Raw genomic sequence first — 17,687 nt, 5'->3', positions numbered from 1 at the left:
TCTTCTTTGCATAAAATGAAAGATGACATCTTGTAGTAAAGATGTCATCTTCATAATAGATTGTATCAGATATTACTATCAAGGTTTAATTTTGAGTTCTGTAAGAAATTCTAACTTGCTAGAAAGTTGATATGGCGTACTGCCTGATTGCACATTTGAAACGGTTAGTGTTGCCACAAAACATTTATCCTGTTGTGGATTTGTGAGATATGCATTGATATTACTAATTTCCTGTTGTGTAAGCAAAATCTCTAATGGATTGTTTATATAATTTGCCGCAACAAATGTAGGTACAACATATTGAAATAGGACGGTTGTGCCATTTGCCTCATAAAGTGTAAGTGTTAAGTTATTGCCTTGTAAACCTTGGGTTGAATTTATGGTCAAATAGGCAGCTGAGATATATCGGATTTCTTCAAGATTATCTTTGTTATCATCATAATCATCAAAATCAGAAAGACACATATTGGTAGAAATAAAAATGTCGGAACCAGCTCCAATTGTACTGAATTCCGCATCCATCGCAAGTGTTAAATAAGCATCATCAAAGGGATTGCAACTATTAAACGCTAGGGTGATAAAAATAAGACCGATAAGTAAAAATAATTTATATAATTTTTTCATATTCATATTCCTTTAAAAATCTAATGATAAACCAGTTGTAAAAGTTGTAAATTTAGTTAAGTTAACATCAGCGTTTATCACAAAAAATCCCAGTTTAAGAGCTCCACCTAATGTAAATCTAAAATTATTATCACCATCAACTTTAATATTATTTTTTGCATTCCCAGTACCCAGGTATAAATTATTCGGATCTTCAAAATAATATCCAAGGTCCATACTTGTAGTCTCATACTGCAGTCCTCCATAAGCAATAAAAATTCCAGCAAATGTTTTGCTTGCGTGGACGTTAAAAGCAATATTATTAGATTTAATTTTTGTATAGTTCTCAAAATCATTACCAACGTATTCAAAATCAAAATTATTGTAAAAAAGCTGAACAGAAATATCAATAGGTAATAATGGAATATGACTACTAATTTCATGTTTCAGACCAATTCCGAAAACACCAACTTTTGCATCCCCAAACTTTACTTTTGGAAAAAATCTAACCATTAGCTCAGTGTTTAAAGTACTACCGGAAAACTGGTAAATACCAAAAGGAACTGCATTGAGCGCCAAGCCTGCCGGATAAGTAAAAAAACCGTTGCTCCCTAAATAATAACTTGCCCGATTTCCAAAAATTGTGGCTGTAGGCTCAACATTTGATACACCGCTAACCTTGGGATCAGGTTTAAATGTTTTTTGATCATCCGGTATCATTACGTATGACCCAACAATACTAAATTTAAATCCAAAAAGATTTGGCACAGCAGCGTCGTAATATGTACCTGAATTAAAATAAGTACCAAACCAGGTTGAAAGTGGTTTTATATATTCCGAGACCTCATTTGGCGGAAGACTATTAATTTTTACGCCTACTTGAGCGTGTGATGTGGATGATAAAAATATGGAAGTGAGAAAAATTATCACTATAACATTTTTCATTTTGACTCCTTTTAATCAGAATTGCTTTTGCAAACTTCTAAATAAATTACTGCAGATGCAATTAGATTACTTATTTAGTTGAGATTAATTGCTTCGCGCTTTCTATACTTGCTTTACTAAGTTCTTCACCGCTGATAAGTTTTGCTACTTCATTAATTCGTTCAGCACCCGAAAGTTTTCTAATTGAACTTACGGAACGATTATCAACTTGTTTTTTTTCAACTGCAAAATGATTATCTGCCATTCCTGCTATTTGAGGTAGGTGTGTTATACATATTATTTGATGATATGCCGCTAGCTCTTTAAGCGCAGCTCCAACTTTTTGAGCAATTCTGCCGCTAACACCAGTATCAATCTCATCAAAGATTAATAAAGGCAGCTTATCTGATTTTGCAAGAATGGTTTTTAGCGAAAGCATAATGCGAGAAATCTCACCACCGGAGGCAACTTTTGTTAACGGTTTTGCATCTTCACCTGCATTTGTAGAAATATAAAATTCGACTTCATCAAAACCGGCATCAGTATAATTAAAATTTTTATTTTTACTGGATATAAAATTAACTGTGCTTTTTTCAACTTCAGATTGAAAAATATTTACTTTAAATACGGCATCAGGAATCCCAAGCTGCGATAAAACTTTTTTTACTTCGATTTCAATTTTTACCGCAAACTTTTTTCGTACTAAGGAAAGTTTTTCTGCTGCATCACCGGCTGATTTTCTTAATGCACTTATTTCTTTTTCAAGTTTGTTAATTGCAGCAGAAAAATTATCAGCAAGTTCAAATTCTCTTCCAACCATTTCTCTATGCTCGATTATTTTTTGAATTGAGCCGCCGTATTTTTTCTTTAAAAAATTTAAGGATCCAAGACGTTCTCGTTTTTCATCAATCTCTTTTGGATCAACATCTATTCTGGATTTATAACTTCGCAGTGAGTTTGCAAGTTCTTTAACAACAGCCAAAGCAGAATCACATTCGCCTTCAGATTCTAAAAAAGAGTTATCAATTTCTGAAAGCTGATTGAGTTTATGTTTTGTTTCACCAAGTAAATCAATAACAGAAGGCTCACCATCATACAACTTTGTGTAAACATCATCTGTAAGTTCCAAGAGTTTTTCAGAATTTTCCAAAATGTTCAATTCGTTTACAATTAATTCATCTTCCTTTGGTAAAGGATTTATATTATCTATTTCTTTCATTTGATAGATATAAATTTCCTTTTTCTCTTTTAGTGAGTCTTCTTTTGATTTTAATTCTCTTAATTCATTTTGCTTGGAGTTTAAATCTCTATAAATGATTTTATAATCATCAAGCAGTTTTTGATTATTTGCAAACTCATCTAAAAATTCTATGTGGGTTTCAGTTCGCAGTAATGATTGATGCTCGTGTTGTCCGTGAAGATCTACAAGTAAATCACCGAGCTCTTTAACAATGTTTAACGCAACAGGGGAATCATTTACAAAACATCTATTTGATCCTTTAAGAGATATTTCTCTGCGGATTATTAATTCAGGCTGAAACTCTATTTCATTTTCTTCAAGAAGGAATTTTACTTTTTTATTAGTCGCAACGTCAAAAATTCCTTCAACAAAAGATTTCTGCGCACCTTTTCTTACAACTTCAGTAGATGCGCGCTCACCAAGCAACAAACTCATTGCATTAATAAGTATTGATTTTCCAGCGCCTGTTTCACCAGTAATAATATTAAGTCCTTTACCAAACTCAACATTAATATGATCGATAAGTGCGTAGTCTTTTATTTCTAAAGTTTTAATCATAAAATAATTTAATACTTAGTTAAAAATAATCCGTTTTATCTGCAACTTCAAAAACAATGATATTACAATATTTTTTTATAATCTATAATACTTTAAATTTGAACAACTTCTTTTAAACAACAGGGTAGCAATAGTGTGGTAAACAGTATTGGAGTTTTTATGAAAAACCTCTTTTTTTTCAGCCTCTTTATTATTTTAATTGGCAATAATATTTTATTGGCACAAAACCAGGCGTTAAACCAAGAATATCAAAACATCTTATCGGAAATTGAAAATGTTCAACCTATTCTTGCTTCAGTTGTTCCCGATAGTGGTTTGGTAATTCAACAAAATGAGGCTTCATTCAAGCTGATTAGCGGCACAATTTATAGGTTTAATCAAATAGCGGGGGCGGAACGATTGATTTTATTTAAGGGAAAAGGACGATTTCTTTTCTCACCTCCTTCACAAATTGAAAAAGATAATCTATTTAGGTTTTATGAAAAACGGACTTTGGATGAAGAGTTTAATTACCTTGTTTTAATGTATTCAGATGCTTCATTATTAAAATTACCGGGTAATGTTGCCTTTAATCCATCTTCTGATTTATCCGAAGTAAAATATGTTTACCAAAAATTTATTGATTACACTTACAATGAAGACGAAGGATATTTTGACACCGATTTTATGACTTCTTTCCTTAACAATCATACTAACTCTCTTTTCTATGCACATATTGGATTGTCATATGGTGATCCTGTGTTTTTTAAAATTTCACCCTACAGTAGAGAAGAAGTAACTTTTCTTAAAAAAAGGGATATTGGGTTTATTCTTGGCTCTGATTATCAAGAGGTTATTAGCAGCTATTCACTTCAAAAGCCTGATGAAAGTGAAAAAAATTTTAAGGAAGATGTTATTGAGATTAATAACTACAAAATTATTTCAAAGATAGAAGACAATCTGGATTTTAGTGCTAAATGTGAAATTTATTTTGAAAGAAAATATACTAATACCAAATGGATTAGATTTGATCTCTATTATGATCTTCTTGTGGACTCGGTTTTCATAGATGACGAGCGCACTTTTGATTATTACCGTGGTGAAGAAAATCCTGAACTTTGGATAAAGCTCAATCCTTTTTCTGCTAACAATAAAATTACTATTTATTATAATGGTGAATTATTAGAGAAGAACGAGTTAGCCTGGATTGCATTAAAATCACCTGATTATTGGTTCCCAAGATATTCTTATCGTGATAATGTAATGTACGATTTGACTTTTACATATCCAGAAAAGTACAAGCTGGTAAGTATTGGGAAAAAAGAATCTGAAGAACAGTCTGATGATTTTATAACTTGCAGATGGAAATCAGTTGAACCTACTCACAGCGCATCATTTAACATTGGATATTTTGAAAAGTTTGAATTGATGGATGATAGAAATAATAAAGTAAATGTTTTTATATCAAAATCAGGTCATCAAAAACTCGCTAGTGCTCTTGTAGAGTATGGCACTCTTTCCGGGGCTGATATGGATGAAAAAATTGCAACAGATGTTTTAGCAAGTATCCAGTTTTTTGAAGGAATAATAGGTCCTATTCCTTTAAATGAATTACAAGTAACTGAAATACCATATTTACACGGTCAGGCTTTTCCGGGGTTGATACATCTTTCGTTTGCCAATTATCAGGGCATCACTCATGATAAGGCTGATGAAATTTTTAGAGCTCACGAAGTTGCACATCAGTGGTGGGGAATAGGTGTAAATTTTGATTCTTATCATGACCAATGGTTAAGTGAAGGATTTGCAACTTATTCTTCTTTATGGTTTGTTCAGGCAGCCTTTCAAGACAATGAAGTATTCTTTAAAGTTCTTGAAAATTGGAAAGACGAAATTTTTAATAACAGAAAATATCTTTTTAGCACCGGGCAGCAGGCTGGACCAATTTGGCTTGGCAGCAGAACAAATACAAGTGATACTGAAGGCGATTATGCTTTGATAATATATAAAAAAGGAGCCTGGGTGCTTCATATGTTAAGGAACATGTTAATTGATCTTAAAACAATGAATGAAGATCCATTCCAAAAAATGATCAAAGAGTTTTACAAAACTTATTATGGCAAAAAAGCAACAACACTAGACTTTAAAAAGATTACTGAAAAATATTGTGGTCAGGATATGACTTGGTTCTTTAATCAATTTGTTTATGGAACTGAATTACCGACTTACAATTTTTCTTATTCATCAGAAAAAGTTGAGGATGGAAAGGTTGCAGTAACATGTAAAATCATTACGGAAAATGTATCTGAAAACTTTAAGATGTATGTACCTTTAACCATAAAATTTACAGGAGATAGATTTGCAAGAATTAGAATAGAAGTAAAAGGCAAAGAATCGTTAGTAAAATTACCAGTGCTACCCGAAGAACCTGCAGAGATTATCTTTAATGATCTTAATTCAGTGCTTTGTAAAGTTGAATATGATTAAACATTAACTGCTCAGTTTAATTATCTGAGCAGTATCATTTTCTTCGCCTGTAAGAAGCCCGCTGTCCTTAACTGATAGATATAAATTCCACTTGAAAGAGACGATGAGTTTAATTCAACTTCATAACTTCCAGCCGATTTATTTTCATTTACCAGTGTTACAACTTCATTTCCAAGAACATCAAAAACTTTTAATGAAACCTGACTTGAAACGGGCAATTGATATTTAATAACAGTAGAAGGATTAAAAGGGTTTGGATAGTTTTGATGTAATGAAAAACTAGATGGAGAAACCTCAATTACAATTACGTCTGAATAATCAAAGGTACCATTATAATCCATTTGTTTTAATCTGTAGTAAAGAGTATTGTCATTAATATTATCCAGCTCATCGGCAAAGAAATAACTCTGTTGTTCAGTTGTTGTTCCAGAGCCTTCTTTAAATCCGATTAATCTCCAATTAGATTTATCATTGCTTCGTTCAATTTCAAACCCTCGGTTATTTATCTCACTTACTGTAGTCCAATTAAGATTAATAAAGCCGTTTGAATAATTTGCAGAAAATGATAAAAGTTCTATGGGAAGAATTTGAATATTCATATAATCCATAACACCTCGTAAAATTGCATTTGCCGTCGAATCAAATTTTCCTGTGCCTGTGCATTGATACATATCTTCATAAGTAAGTGCCATTATATTTTCACCGTGATTTATCCAGCACCAGCTTTCAGGATATTGCAGTGCGGTCCCCGATGTCCAGCTTACAAAATATGTATATGGTTCAATTCCACCGGGAAAATAATTTCTAACACCATTAATAAAATTCTGCTCCTTTAAAGCATAAGAAGGTGTTGTTCCATTTTCGTGATGATAAACAAAATATCTTGTACACAAAGATGAAGAATGCATATTTAACATTACTTCCATCGGATTTGCTGAAGCCATTAGCTGTATAAATCGCGCTTTAAGTGCAGCAACTTCCGGTTGATGCGGGATCGTATTCCAGTTCGCTTCAAGATCAACATTATTTGCATTTGTTCTTGGATGACCCAATTCAACTCCATCGGGATTATACATTGGAATTATATAAAAAACACAATTAGCTCTTACTGTTTGTGCAAGCTCACTTTCTGAAAATAAAAGATTAATCATTTGCTCAGTTACATAAAACCCTTCTGTTTCCTGCGGATGAGTTCTTGCATGAACGTGAACAGTTCTTTTTCCTGCAACATTATTCGGATCACTTGAGATTATTAATTGCCACAACGGTCTTCCTTGTACGCTCAATCCTATCGAATCGATTTTTACATATTCACTCATTCGCCAGAGTTCAAGGTCCACCAATAAACTATCGTAGCTGTAACCCATATACTCCGGAGATATGTATTGGCCCAAATCCGAACCATCCATCGGATAACCGCATTTATCGTATTCAACAACTGCGCCGTTTATAATGTTAATTTCTTTTTGTGCAAAAGATTGGAATGATAAAAAAAGTATAAAGATCAGAATAAATTTTATTGATAAATGCATTTTAAACCAGTGATTGTGTTGTTAAAAATAAAGAAAGGTTTTGTTAATTGCTCAATTAAACACAGTCTGCCCAAGTTAATTATGTTCTGTAATGCATCATTTTACTTTTGATCTTCTCCGTCATTCTGAGGAGCGTAGCGACTTGCCTACCGGTAGGAAGGCGTGAGAATCTGTTCTTTACTTTGTGTGTCATTCCCGCGAACCTGTCCGCCTTTGGTGGAAGCGGAAATCCATTTCAATTTTTCCTGTCATCCCGAACTTGTTTCGGGATCTGCTTCTAAATTATCCTTATTGCCGACTGCAAACTGTGGACTGAAAACTTTCCTCCCATTTCACCTTTTTCTTCTCTCATTTCCGGAATAAAACTTTTCAAAATCGCAATATCCGCCCTAAAATCGTTAGTACATGTACTAATGACAAAACCTTGCACGGCAATTAATTTTACAACGGCTCTTATAATAAATTATCTTTATTAATTTTCTATGGAGGAACCCGCCATGACAGATCGTCAGGAAAACAAATTCACCATGTACCAGGCAGTAACTTCTCTGCTTGATGCAAACACCGGCAAAACTGCTGCAATGACTGCCTTTGCAACTGCGCTTACCAGCTTTAAGGATATTACCGCCGCTATTAGCGAAAAAAATATCCAGAAGAACACGGCTACCGCAGGTAAAACCACGCTCAAAAACCAGCAGCAATCAGAACTTATTGAATCTGCATTGCCGATAGCCGGTGCGTTGTATGCGCTTGGCAGTGCAACTAACGACCCCCGCATACAGGCTCTTGGCAACTTAAAAAAAGGTTACCTGTCTAACCTTAGAGATACAGAACTAACCGATGTAATTACCAATCTTAAAAATCTTGCTGATAGCTCCGCCGCCCCTCTTGCAGATTACGGAGTAACTTATCCATTATTAACCAAGGCTCTCATCATTTAACAAATATTTTTATAAATATATCTCTTATATTTACGTTAAAAATTTCGGACATCGAATACTGTGTTAAGAATAGGCACTTGCAGCTGGAAGTACGATTCCTGGAAGGGAATTGTTTATACGGATAAAGAAAAGATTAATTACTTAGAAGAATACTCAAAACAATTTAACACAGTAGAAATCGATCAATGGTTCTGGTCATTATCCGAACCAAAAAAAGTTCTTCTGCCTATTGAAAAGGTTGTAGAAGAATATAGTAATTCCGTTCCAGATAATTTTAAGTTTACAATTAAAATTCCAAACGCCGTTACACTAACACACCTCTACAATAAAAATAAAACAGAAATATTAAAACCAAATTCGTTTTTTTTAAGTACAGATATCTTCGAAAAGTTTTTAGAATCACTAAAACCATTAGAAAAAAATATTGGTGTCTTAATGTTTCAGTTCGAATATCTAAACAAGCAAAAGTTAAGCGGATTAACAGAATTTATTGATAGGTTTGAATCATTCATTGAGTTAGCAGATAAAAAATATGTTTACGGAATAGAAATCCGTAATCCAAACTATCTGAATAAACCCTACTTTGATTTTCTTGAAAGAAATAGATTGGCAATGGTATTTTTGCAAGGGTACTATATGCCCCCTATCTGGCAAGTCTTTAACCAGTACAAAGATCAAATCAATTCTACAACGGTAATCAGGCTGCACGGTCCCGATAGAAGCGGCATAGAAAAGAAAACATGTAGTATCTGGAATCAAATTGTAGAACCAAAAGATGATGATCTGAATAAAGTTGCAGAGATAATGAGCTACCTTAAGAATAAGAAAGTTGATTTATATATTAATGTAAATAATCATTTTGAAGGCAGCGCACCATTAACAATTCAAAAACTCAAAAGGCTGAAAAAATAGTATCTATATTATTTCAAATTAAGATTAACCAACCATTCCAAGATACATTCCTCCAAAATAAGGTATCAACCAGATCAGCCAAACTAAAATGCTAAATTTGTGAAAACTGTATCTGAGTTTTTCTTCCTTTTTTAAAACTACTCTTGTAGCCCAAATTGCATGCACGAGCATCAGCCACAAAGCCAACTGACCTGATAGAGTGTGAGGTTCCAGTATATTAAATGGGCCTTTAGCAAGCAAATGCATTGCATACGTTCCCGAAATATCAAACGAAAAACCAATCCAAAATGCGGCAACATGCCAGCCCTTTAAATATTTAATCAGTCTTTCTGACCAAACCCCAAGTGAATAGAAAAGAAGTGCTAATGTAATAAGTATTGTTGATATTAAAACAGGAGTTGTCAATCTATAATTTCCTCGCAACAACAACTACAGTTTTAATTGTTTCAACCACCCCGGAGTTATCATTTAACGCCTCAAGAAAGATGATGTAAATCCCCATTCGCAGTGCGTGGTTTTCATCATCAAGTCCATCAAATATTACAGAGCCGTTTGAGCCACTCGCCTTGTTGTTAATCAATGAACGGACTAATCTTCCTTTGCTGTCAAAGATTTTTATTCTAACCTGTGCGGTTGCTTGCGTAAGATTGTAATTGATAACAGTATAATCTTCAAAGCCATCGTTATCAGGTGAAAAAGGATTTGGCTCAACAGAAATGTTTGCTGATTGATTTAAGTTTTCTGCAAAGATACTGTTCTGATTACCCGGGGTACCCCCGAGTGAATTTACAGAAGTGCTCCAGTTTAAGGGATCATTACCGTTAAGATTTGGATTTATTCGTTCTAAAGATTTTCCTTTTGTTGATGCGATATTTTTGTTGTTCCATTTATCATTATAAACAACGGAATCAATTACATTGCCGCGAACATCTTTTAGTAAAATTAATTCGCCAGTGTTTACAAGTCCTAAACTTGATTCTCCAACAATATTTTTATTTTGATATTCAAAGAGATTATAAGCAGTTAATGCAGAGGAATCAGCCATTAAAATAAAATATTGCTGCGGTGGAATGTTAAAACTTGTTTCAATTAATTTATTTGTGTTGCTGTTTTCATCTTCAAATTTCCATCCGCCAATATTTATTATTTCGGAGCTGAGATTATAAAACTCAACATACTCACTAGCATTTGTTTCAGGATCGTACATAATTTCATTTATTACAATTGCGTTTCTTGAATAAGAGGGAACATTAAAGATTGAGTTTTGTATGCCCGGCGTACTTCCATTTTCATCAAGTGATGTAACCCAATTAGTGCTGTCGTTAGTTTCAATGGATAGAGAAATTCTTTCTAATGAGTATCCTTTTTTGCCGCCCCAGCTTGAGCGATAGAATAAACTATCTATAATTCCATTTCTAAAATCATAAATAACGACTCCGTCGGCAGTGCTGGCAAGACTGCCAAAATTAGAGTAAAATATTTTTGCTGTTGTATTCGGATGTGCAGAGTTAAAGGATGTGTCTTTTGCAACAATAAAAATTTCATTCGGCTCAATGATAACATCATCGTTAGTAATAAAATCTTTAGATGGAGTTGTGAGCACATCACTTATAAACCAATTATTTATGTTTATGTATTCTGTACTTGTATTAACAAGCTCCACCCATTCGGGATCGCCGTCGGCAGGATTGTACATTACTTCATTTATCTTAACAATATTTTGCGCAAAGCCCGGTTCGATTGATTTTTCAAAATAATTATTCAGAGTATCTTCATCCGATAAATAAATAACTCGTACTGCTGTTAATATCTTATTTTGCAATGATTGTATTTGCGATGTTGATGTAACGGAAAGTGAATCACCGGGATTTAAATTTGCAGTTGCAACGGAGCTTAACAGCAAATTAACAACATTGTTAGAGTCAGTATCGATGTAAAATTCTGTAATAAAATTTTGTGCAGATTGATTACCGTTGTTTTTAATCTTTGCTGTAACCGAAACATTTTCGCCAAGCGTCGGGAACCGTGGGGAGAAAGAAATTTCCGAAACCGACAAATCATATTCCTTTGGAGTAATGCTGTTAACTCGTCCCGGTGTGCTTTGCTCTATATCATTACTGCTCGCCCAATTAAACTGATTGTTTGATGCTGCAGTCGAAGAGATGCGTTCCAATGAAAACCCATTTGTTCCGCCCCATTGATTTGAATAAAATACTGAGTCAATTGCAAGTCCACGATTATCTTTTAACACTACACCATCTCTATCATTATTAAAAGAGGGAAGCGATAATTCCAAAATTGGTGCAGGCACATATCTATGATAGTTTGTAATTGATGAATCCCTGGTTAAAACAACATAGCTGTTTGCGGGAATAATAAAATTTTGTGTTATTGTTGCTTTAGCTGGAGTGGTAACAACATCCCAGATGGTCCAGTCTTTTAAATTGATATCAACATTGGAATTGTTGAACAGCTCAATCCACTCAGGCTCGCCGCCAAATGGTGCAAACATAATTTCATTTACAACAATTATTTGATTTGGGAAACCGGGTTCGATTGTTTTGTATAAAGAATTGTTAGTTGTGTCTTGATCCTGAACAAATAATACCTTTATGAAAAATGCTTTTTTATCTTGAATATTTTGAATGACATGAGTGAACTGATAAACAGCAGAATCAGCTGCTGTAAGATTTAGAGTAGAAATTGATTCAATAAATAAATCAGGAATTGAATCAAGATTAGTGTCCCCATAAAGATCAATTGAAAATGAAGCTGTATTTTTCCCGATATTTTTTATTGATGCGGAGATGTTAACGTTATCTCCAAGCAACGGAAATTGTGGATTGTACAAAATATCATCGGTAAACAAATCAAAATCTTTTTGAGTAACAGAATTAAATGTTCCGGGCGTAGCTTTAAAAATACTTGCAGATGATTTCCAATTTATTGGATCGTTACTTGGCTCCCCAACAGAAACTCGTTCTAAAGATTTTCCACCAACACTTCCGCCCCAAGCAGGCAAGTAGGAAACAGAATCTATAATAGTACTATTAAAATCCTTTAAAACAACATTGTCTCCAGTGTTGTTCAAAGTAGGAATAGTTGCAGTGATTATTTGCGAAGGCACACTATAATAATTTAGAATTGATGAATCATGAGAAATTACAAGAAAGGAATTTGCTTCAATAAATTTATTCTGGCTTGTAATTGTAATTGTTGTTGATGCATCGGAGAGCTGCCAGTTTTTTAGATTGATTAAATTTGCAGTCTTATTATAAATCTCAATCCACTCCGGTTCCCCTGTTGATGGTGCATACATTATTTCATTGATTACGATGTCATTAAAAATATTTCCTGGTGGAGAGACTGTAAATTGATTTATTAAAATATTGTTTGCAGGTATTTGATCTTCTAAAAACGTTACGCGTGCTATTATTTGATAAAGATTTGCAGGAAGAGAACTTAGAGTTGTTGTTGCAGTACTTGAATCACTAGCTGCAAGATTAGTATAGGTTTGATTAAATATTCTTTCACTTAAATCTGCAACTGAATCTTTATTAATATCATTAAAAATTTCTATTGAATAATTTGCAGCGCTTAATACTCCGTTGTTTTTAACTTTTGCGGAAATCATTATATCATTACCGGCAACTGGTATTGAAGGAGAAAAAGTTAGCGAACTTAATTGTAAATCGTAATTTGTTGGGGTAACTGTGTTTATATATCCTGGAGTACCATTTGTAATCAGTGAGTTTGCCCAATTTGTTGTAAGTGAATCACGATTTAAAATTATCTTCTCATCTGAAATAGCTGTAGCGTTGTTAGCGGAATAAAAATAATAATCAACTGTATCAGCAACAGAATTAAATAACCACAACGGTCTGCTTGTTGTGTTTGCCATTCCCGATGCACCGAATGAATTATCAGCAATCTTTATAATCAAAGCATTTGCTGGAACCAGCCCGTTATAAATTCCTGTTGCTATGTCATAGTCATTTTCAAATATAATTGCATAAGAATTAGGTAAAAGTGTTGTTCCAAACCCTGCATCAATTAATTGATCTGCAGTTGAAGTGTAATATTTTATACTGTAACCATTAAGATCAACAGACAGTGTGCTGCTGAGATTATATATTTCTATGAACTCATTGTTGCCCGAAGTTGGGGAAAACATAATTTCGGAAAAAATTAAAAGAGTATCGGTTTGTGAAAAAGTTATATTAAAAATAAATATAGAAAAGAAGAAAATTTTCTTGATCATACCACACTCAAAAATATTTTGCTGATTAAACTTTTGTTATTGTTTTTTAGGTTTAGGATCTTTTGAAGCAATAAACTCAAACCATTTTGTGGGCAACATACGCAATATTTTTGCCCCAAGTGTTGTAGCAATAGGAAACTCAATTATATGTTTATCTTTTTTTAATCCATCAATAATAATTTTGCTTGCTTTTTCTACACTCATAAGAAATGGCATCTCAAATTCATTTTTATCAGTCATTGCTGTTTTAACAAAACCAGGCTTAACGGTTACAACCTTTACATTATACTTTTTAAGTTCGATTCGTAAACTCTCTAACAAAATAGTTAACGCAGCCTTGCTTGCAGAATAAAATCCACTTTTGGGAAAACCTTTTCCATCTCCAAGACTTGAAACCCCAATTATTACTCCGCGTTTTTCTTTAATAAATTCCGGCAGCAGTTGTTCGATACAATAAACCGCACCAAGTACATTTGTGTTAAAAGTAGTTTCAGCATCTTTAGAGTTGTAATCCAAAACGCTTGATCTGTAAGCAACGCCCGAATTAAGAAAAGCGATATCAATCTTTCCAAAATCTTTTTTGATTTCCGAAATAGTGCTCTGAACTTCTTCCTTAATCGTTACATCGCATATATAATATTTTATATTGGATGTAGATTGAATTTCACCGGCCAGCGATTCCAGTAAATCAGCCCTTCTAGAAATTAAAGCAAGTTGGACCCCTTCATTCGCTAAATCCTTAGCAATCTGATAACCGATTCCCGATGAAGCCCCGGTTATTAAAATAACGGAATTTTTAAAGTTCATAATAAATCTGAGTTTTAGTATGCAGCAAATAATCGAATTGAAGTGTCAAAATCAACTAAAATGTAAATAAAAATTCAGGTTTATGGGCTAAGTGGGAATAAAAAATAAAAATCAAGTTGCGATAAAAAGTATTTTTACCTTATATTTTAGATAACAATAGCAAAAATTATTCCAATGGCAACTGATAAAATATTTGCAATAAATGACGTTTTAGTCAGAGATGACATTGTAGAAATTCCCTTTTCATGTGATTTAAGGAAGTGCAAAGGTGCTTGCTGCACTTTGGAAAGTGAGCTAGGTGCGCCAATTAGTAAAAATGAAATTGAAGAGATTGAGAAGATATTACCTATTGTAAAAACATATCTTACTCAAACAAATATTGATACGATTGAAGAGCAAGGTTTCTACGAAACAAAAGATGATGAAATCATGATTACCAGTGTAAACAATAAAGATTGTGTATTTTCGTTTTATGATAACTCCATTGCAAAATGTTCAATTGAACGAGCATTCTTTGACGGTAAAGTGGGTTTTAGAAAACCTATATCGTGTCATCTTTTTCCGATTAGAGTTACAGATTTTAGCGGTGATGTTTTACGTTATGAAAAATTTAGTGAGTGTGCCCCCGCATTAGAAAAAGGGAAAGAAGAGAACATCACAATCGCAGAGTTTTGCAAAGAATCTTTAGTACGATTATATGGGGAAAATTGGTATAAAAAACTTATGAACTATTCAGGTAGATAAAATGCTTTCACTCAGTCAAAGGCTTACCCAAAGCCAAAAACTTTCACCTCAGCAGATTCAGTATCAGAAGCTGCTGCAATTAAACACTCTTGCTTTGGAACAGAGAATTAAAACCGAACTTGAGATGAATCCTGTTCTTGAAGAAGAAATGGAAATGACTTTAGAGCAGGATGATAAAGAGAAAGATTCCGACTCCGATTCTGAAAAGGAAGATGAGTTTTCTGATAAGGACAATGAAGAGTTTGATCTAGAAGATTATTCTAATGATGATGATTTTGACCACGAAAGAATTAACAGAAGTGCGGATGAAGAAATTTATCAGCCTCTTGCTCCTCAAAGAGAATCACTTAGTGAACATTTAACGGATCAGTTACGACTGCTTAATCTTGAAGAAAATCTTTTTATTCTTGGTGAAGAAATAATAGGCAATCTTGATGAGGATGGATATTTAAAACGTGATCTTGTAGAAATACTTAATGAGCTTGATATGTTTGAACACATTAAAATTGATGCTCAAACAGGTGAGGAAATTTTAAAACGTATTCAAAAATTTGATCCAATTGGCATTGCTTGCAGAAGTTTGCAGGAATGTTTGACTGTTCAGTTACGTGAAAGTAAATCCGATCCATATACAAAATTTCTTGCGATCAAGCTGCTTGAAAATCATTATGATGAGTTTACAAAAAGAAGATTTGATCTGATAAAGAACCGAATGAATTTTACGGATGAAAGTTTGCGCGACACGGTTGCTCTCATTCAAAGCATGAATCCAAAGCCTGGTGAAGGAAATATTTCATCAATGGAAAGCAATCAGGTTACTCCTGATTTTCTTGTAGAAAAAGTTGATGAAAACTGGATTATAACTTTAAATGATAGAAGTATGCCTTCCGTTACAATAAGTAAACATTACCTAGAGATGATAGATTCCAACAAACGCGGAAAGAAAAATCAGCGTGAAAAAGAAACGTATAAATTTTTAAGAGAAAAATTTGAATCGGCAAAATGGTTTATAGCGTGCATTCAGCAGCGCAGGGAAACTTTAATGAAAATTATGCGCGCAATTTTAGAAAGACAGTATGAGTTTTTTGAAAAAGGTCCAAAGCTTTTAAAGCCGATGATTTACAAAGATATTGCTGAAGAAATTCAAATGGATATTTCAACAATCAGCCGCGTTGTTAATGGTAAATATGTTCAAAGTCCGATGGGTATACACGAGTTAAAATATTTTTTCAGTGAAGGTTTATCGACGGATTCCGGTGAAGAAGTTTCTAATAAACATATCCGCGAAAGGCTTAAAGAGATTATAGAAGATGAAAATAAAAAAGCACCGCACAGCGATGACAAACTTGCAGAACTCCTGAATGGAGAGGGAATACATATAGCAAGAAGAACAGTTGCAAAATACCGCGAACAGCTGAAACTACCAGTTGCAAGATTGCGTAAGCAAATGATGTAATGAGCTATTTTTTTGATGTTCTAACTTTAATTCTTCTTTTTGCGCTTTACGGATTTATACATTCAATTCTTGCATCCAACCGAGTAAAATTATTTATCAAAAAAATTTTTGGAAAGCTAATAGCTTTTTATCGTTTGTTATTTAATGTGTTAGGAGTTGTTGGCTTATATCTTATCTGGGATTTAGCCCCGCACCCACCATTACAAATTTATAAACTTCCACCGCCCTATGATTATCTTGTTTTGATCCCACAATTAATTTCTCTAATCGGAATGTTTTGGTGTTTTAAATATGTGTGCTTTAAAGAATTTATCGGATTAAATCAGGTTGATCGATATTTAAAAAATGTATATTCAGATAATGAATTAGATGAAAACTATACTATGCGAATTGCGGGACCATATAAATACAGCCGACATCCAATTTATTTTTTCTCAATTATCTTTTTACTTTTTAGGGCAGAGATGGATTTGTTTTACCTCACAATGTTCATTTCGTTTACAGCCTATTTTTACATCGGTTCATACTATGAAGAAAAGAAAATGGTTAGCTTGTTTGGCGAGGAATACACAGATTATCAAAAGAAAGTACCAAAAATTTTTCCAGTAAAGTTATAACTTTCATTCCGCCGTAGGATGGAACCTCTTTAAATTATGATTAACAAAAAAAATGATTAGAAAGAATATAAAATGAAACAAAAACTTAGATCAACAACTGTGCTTGGAATTGTACATAACGGAGTTGCGGCACTTGGTGGTGATGGACAGGTTTCGCTCGGCAACACGGTGATGAAACACAATGCAATGAAGATTAGAAAAATTGCAAATGGCAAAGTGCTTTGTGGTTTTGCAGGCGCATCGGCAGATGCATTTACGCTTATGGAAAGATTTGAAGATAAGCTGGAACAATACCGGGGAAATGTTAATCGTGCTGCAGTTGAACTCGCAAAAGATTGGCGCACAGATAAATATTTGAGAAAATTAGAAGCGATGCTCGCTGTTATATCCAATGATACTGCACTTGTAATTTCTGGTACCGGAGATGTTATTGTTCCTGATGATCAAATAGTTGCAATAGGTTCAGGTGGAATGTATGCACTCGCCGCCGCACAAATGTTAAAAAAACACAGCAAACTTTCCGTTAAAGAAATTGTACACGAAGCTCTTAAAACAGCATCTGATATTTGTATTTACACAAATGATAAAATTAATGTAGAGGTTATAGAATAAATTATGGAACAAAA

14 protein-coding genes are annotated in these 17,687 nt (G+C 33.6%); 7 read left to right on the top strand and 7 right to left on the bottom strand.

Annotated features, from left to right (window positions below; translation table 11 throughout):
* Window positions 1-78: 78 nt before the first annotated feature.
* The 3 genes from IPJ23_17785 to recN form a co-directional block, all read right to left on the bottom strand.
* A complete protein-coding gene (locus tag IPJ23_17785) occupies window positions 79-624 on the bottom strand; it encodes a hypothetical protein (protein MBK7632508.1) in 546 nt (181 codons plus the stop codon).
* Between the two features lie 12 nt (window positions 625-636).
* A complete protein-coding gene (locus IPJ23_17780) occupies window positions 637-1,548 on the bottom strand; it encodes a hypothetical protein (protein MBK7632507.1) in 912 nt (303 codons plus the stop codon).
* Window positions 1,549-1,618: 70 nt separating this feature from the next.
* Window positions 1,619-3,325, bottom strand: a complete 1,707-nt coding sequence (recN, locus tag IPJ23_17775) for a DNA repair protein RecN (protein ID MBK7632506.1) — start codon at window positions 3,323-3,325, stop codon at window positions 1,619-1,621.
* 159 nt (window positions 3,326-3,484) lie between these two features.
* On the opposite strand from recN, the gene IPJ23_17770 reads away from it, so the two are divergent.
* Entirely contained in the window at window positions 3,485-5,791 is a 2,307-nt protein-coding gene (locus tag IPJ23_17770; GenBank protein MBK7632505.1) for a hypothetical protein, read from the top strand.
* A gap of 20 nt (window positions 5,792-5,811) precedes the next feature.
* On the opposite strand, the gene IPJ23_17765 is transcribed toward IPJ23_17770, so the two are convergent.
* Window positions 5,812-7,323 (bottom strand): T9SS type A sorting domain-containing protein, encoded by a 1,512-nt coding sequence (locus tag IPJ23_17765; protein ID MBK7632504.1) that lies wholly within the window; start codon window positions 7,321-7,323, stop codon window positions 5,812-5,814.
* A 497-nt stretch (window positions 7,324-7,820) separates the two neighbouring features.
* On the opposite strand from IPJ23_17765, the gene IPJ23_17760 reads away from it, so the two are divergent.
* Together IPJ23_17760 and IPJ23_17755 are read left to right on the top strand one after the other, a co-directional pair.
* Complete coding sequence (locus IPJ23_17760; GenBank protein MBK7632503.1) at window positions 7,821-8,264, top strand: hypothetical protein; 444 nt, start codon at window positions 7,821-7,823, stop codon at window positions 8,262-8,264.
* Window positions 8,265-8,324: 60 nt separating this feature from the next.
* Entirely contained in the window at window positions 8,325-9,176 is an 852-nt protein-coding gene (locus IPJ23_17755) for a DUF72 domain-containing protein (protein ID MBK7632502.1), read from the top strand.
* A gap of 24 nt (window positions 9,177-9,200) precedes the next feature.
* Here IPJ23_17755 and IPJ23_17750 read toward each other — a convergent pair whose 3' ends face one another.
* The 3 genes from IPJ23_17750 to IPJ23_17740 are packed head-to-tail and all read right to left on the bottom strand — an operon-like array spanning window position 9,201 to window position 14,244.
* Window positions 9,201-9,581 carry a TIGR03987 family protein gene (locus tag IPJ23_17750; protein ID MBK7632501.1) on the bottom strand — a complete coding sequence of 127 codons (381 nt, stop codon included), beginning with the start codon at window positions 9,579-9,581 and terminating at the stop codon, window positions 9,201-9,203.
* Window position 9,582: 1 nt separating this feature from the next.
* Window positions 9,583-13,437, bottom strand: a complete 3,855-nt coding sequence (locus IPJ23_17745; protein MBK7632500.1) for a lamin tail domain-containing protein — start codon at window positions 13,435-13,437, stop codon at window positions 9,583-9,585.
* A 36-nt stretch (window positions 13,438-13,473) separates the two neighbouring features.
* Complete coding sequence (locus tag IPJ23_17740; GenBank protein MBK7632499.1) at window positions 13,474-14,244, bottom strand: SDR family NAD(P)-dependent oxidoreductase; 771 nt, start codon at window positions 14,242-14,244, stop codon at window positions 13,474-13,476.
* Between the two features lie 174 nt (window positions 14,245-14,418).
* Between IPJ23_17740 and IPJ23_17735 the strand changes: the two genes are divergently transcribed.
* From IPJ23_17735 to hslV, 4 genes are all read left to right on the top strand, one after another.
* Entirely contained in the window at window positions 14,419-14,988 is a 570-nt protein-coding gene (locus tag IPJ23_17735) for a DUF3109 family protein (GenBank protein ID MBK7632498.1), read from the top strand.
* A 1-nt stretch (window position 14,989) separates the two neighbouring features.
* Entirely contained in the window at window positions 14,990-16,444 is a 1,455-nt protein-coding gene (rpoN, locus tag IPJ23_17730) for an RNA polymerase factor sigma-54 (protein MBK7632497.1), read from the top strand.
* Window positions 16,444-17,061 (top strand): isoprenylcysteine carboxylmethyltransferase family protein, encoded by a 618-nt coding sequence (locus tag IPJ23_17725; GenBank protein ID MBK7632496.1) that lies wholly within the window; start codon window positions 16,444-16,446, stop codon window positions 17,059-17,061. The genes rpoN and IPJ23_17725 overlap by 1 nt, the downstream gene beginning before the upstream one ends.
* Before the next feature lie 72 nt (window positions 17,062-17,133).
* A complete protein-coding gene (hslV, locus tag IPJ23_17720) occupies window positions 17,134-17,673 on the top strand; it encodes an ATP-dependent protease subunit HslV (GenBank protein ID MBK7632495.1) in 540 nt (179 codons plus the stop codon).
* The last annotated feature ends 14 nt before the right edge of the window (window positions 17,674-17,687 follow it).

The organism is Ignavibacteriales bacterium (genome assembly GCA_016709765.1).
In the GTDB taxonomy this organism is placed as follows: Bacteria; Bacteroidota; Ignavibacteria; order Ignavibacteriales; family Ignavibacteriaceae; genus IGN3.
The sequence above is the reverse complement of the archived record's forward strand: the minus strand, read 5'-3'. Positions and strand labels throughout refer to the sequence as shown.

Excerpts from the sequence above, each read along its gene's own strand:
- hslV (MBK7632495.1), top strand. The coding sequence starts at position 17,134 with ATGAAACAAAAACTTAGATCAACAACTGTGCTTGGAATTGTACATAAC.
- IPJ23_17765 (MBK7632504.1), bottom strand. The coding sequence starts at position 7,323 with ATGCATTTATCAATAAAATTTATTCTGATCTTTATACTTTTTTTATCA.
- rpoN (MBK7632497.1), top strand. The coding sequence starts at position 14,990 with ATGCTTTCACTCAGTCAAAGGCTTACCCAAAGCCAAAAACTTTCACCT.
- IPJ23_17760 (MBK7632503.1), top strand. The coding sequence starts at position 7,821 with ATGACAGATCGTCAGGAAAACAAATTCACCATGTACCAGGCAGTAACT.
- IPJ23_17740 (MBK7632499.1), bottom strand. The coding sequence starts at position 14,244 with ATGAACTTTAAAAATTCCGTTATTTTAATAACCGGGGCTTCATCGGGA.
- IPJ23_17780 (MBK7632507.1), bottom strand. The coding sequence starts at position 1,548 with ATGAAAAATGTTATAGTGATAATTTTTCTCACTTCCATATTTTTATCA.
- IPJ23_17725 (MBK7632496.1), top strand. The coding sequence starts at position 16,444 with ATGAGCTATTTTTTTGATGTTCTAACTTTAATTCTTCTTTTTGCGCTT.
- IPJ23_17745 (MBK7632500.1), bottom strand. The coding sequence starts at position 13,437 with ATGATCAAGAAAATTTTCTTCTTTTCTATATTTATTTTTAATATAACT.
- recN (MBK7632506.1), bottom strand. The coding sequence starts at position 3,325 with ATGATTAAAACTTTAGAAATAAAAGACTACGCACTTATCGATCATATT.
- IPJ23_17735 (MBK7632498.1), top strand. The coding sequence starts at position 14,419 with ATGGCAACTGATAAAATATTTGCAATAAATGACGTTTTAGTCAGAGAT.
- IPJ23_17785 (MBK7632508.1), bottom strand. The coding sequence starts at position 624 with ATGAAAAAATTATATAAATTATTTTTACTTATCGGTCTTATTTTTATC.
- IPJ23_17770 (MBK7632505.1), top strand. The coding sequence starts at position 3,485 with ATGAAAAACCTCTTTTTTTTCAGCCTCTTTATTATTTTAATTGGCAAT.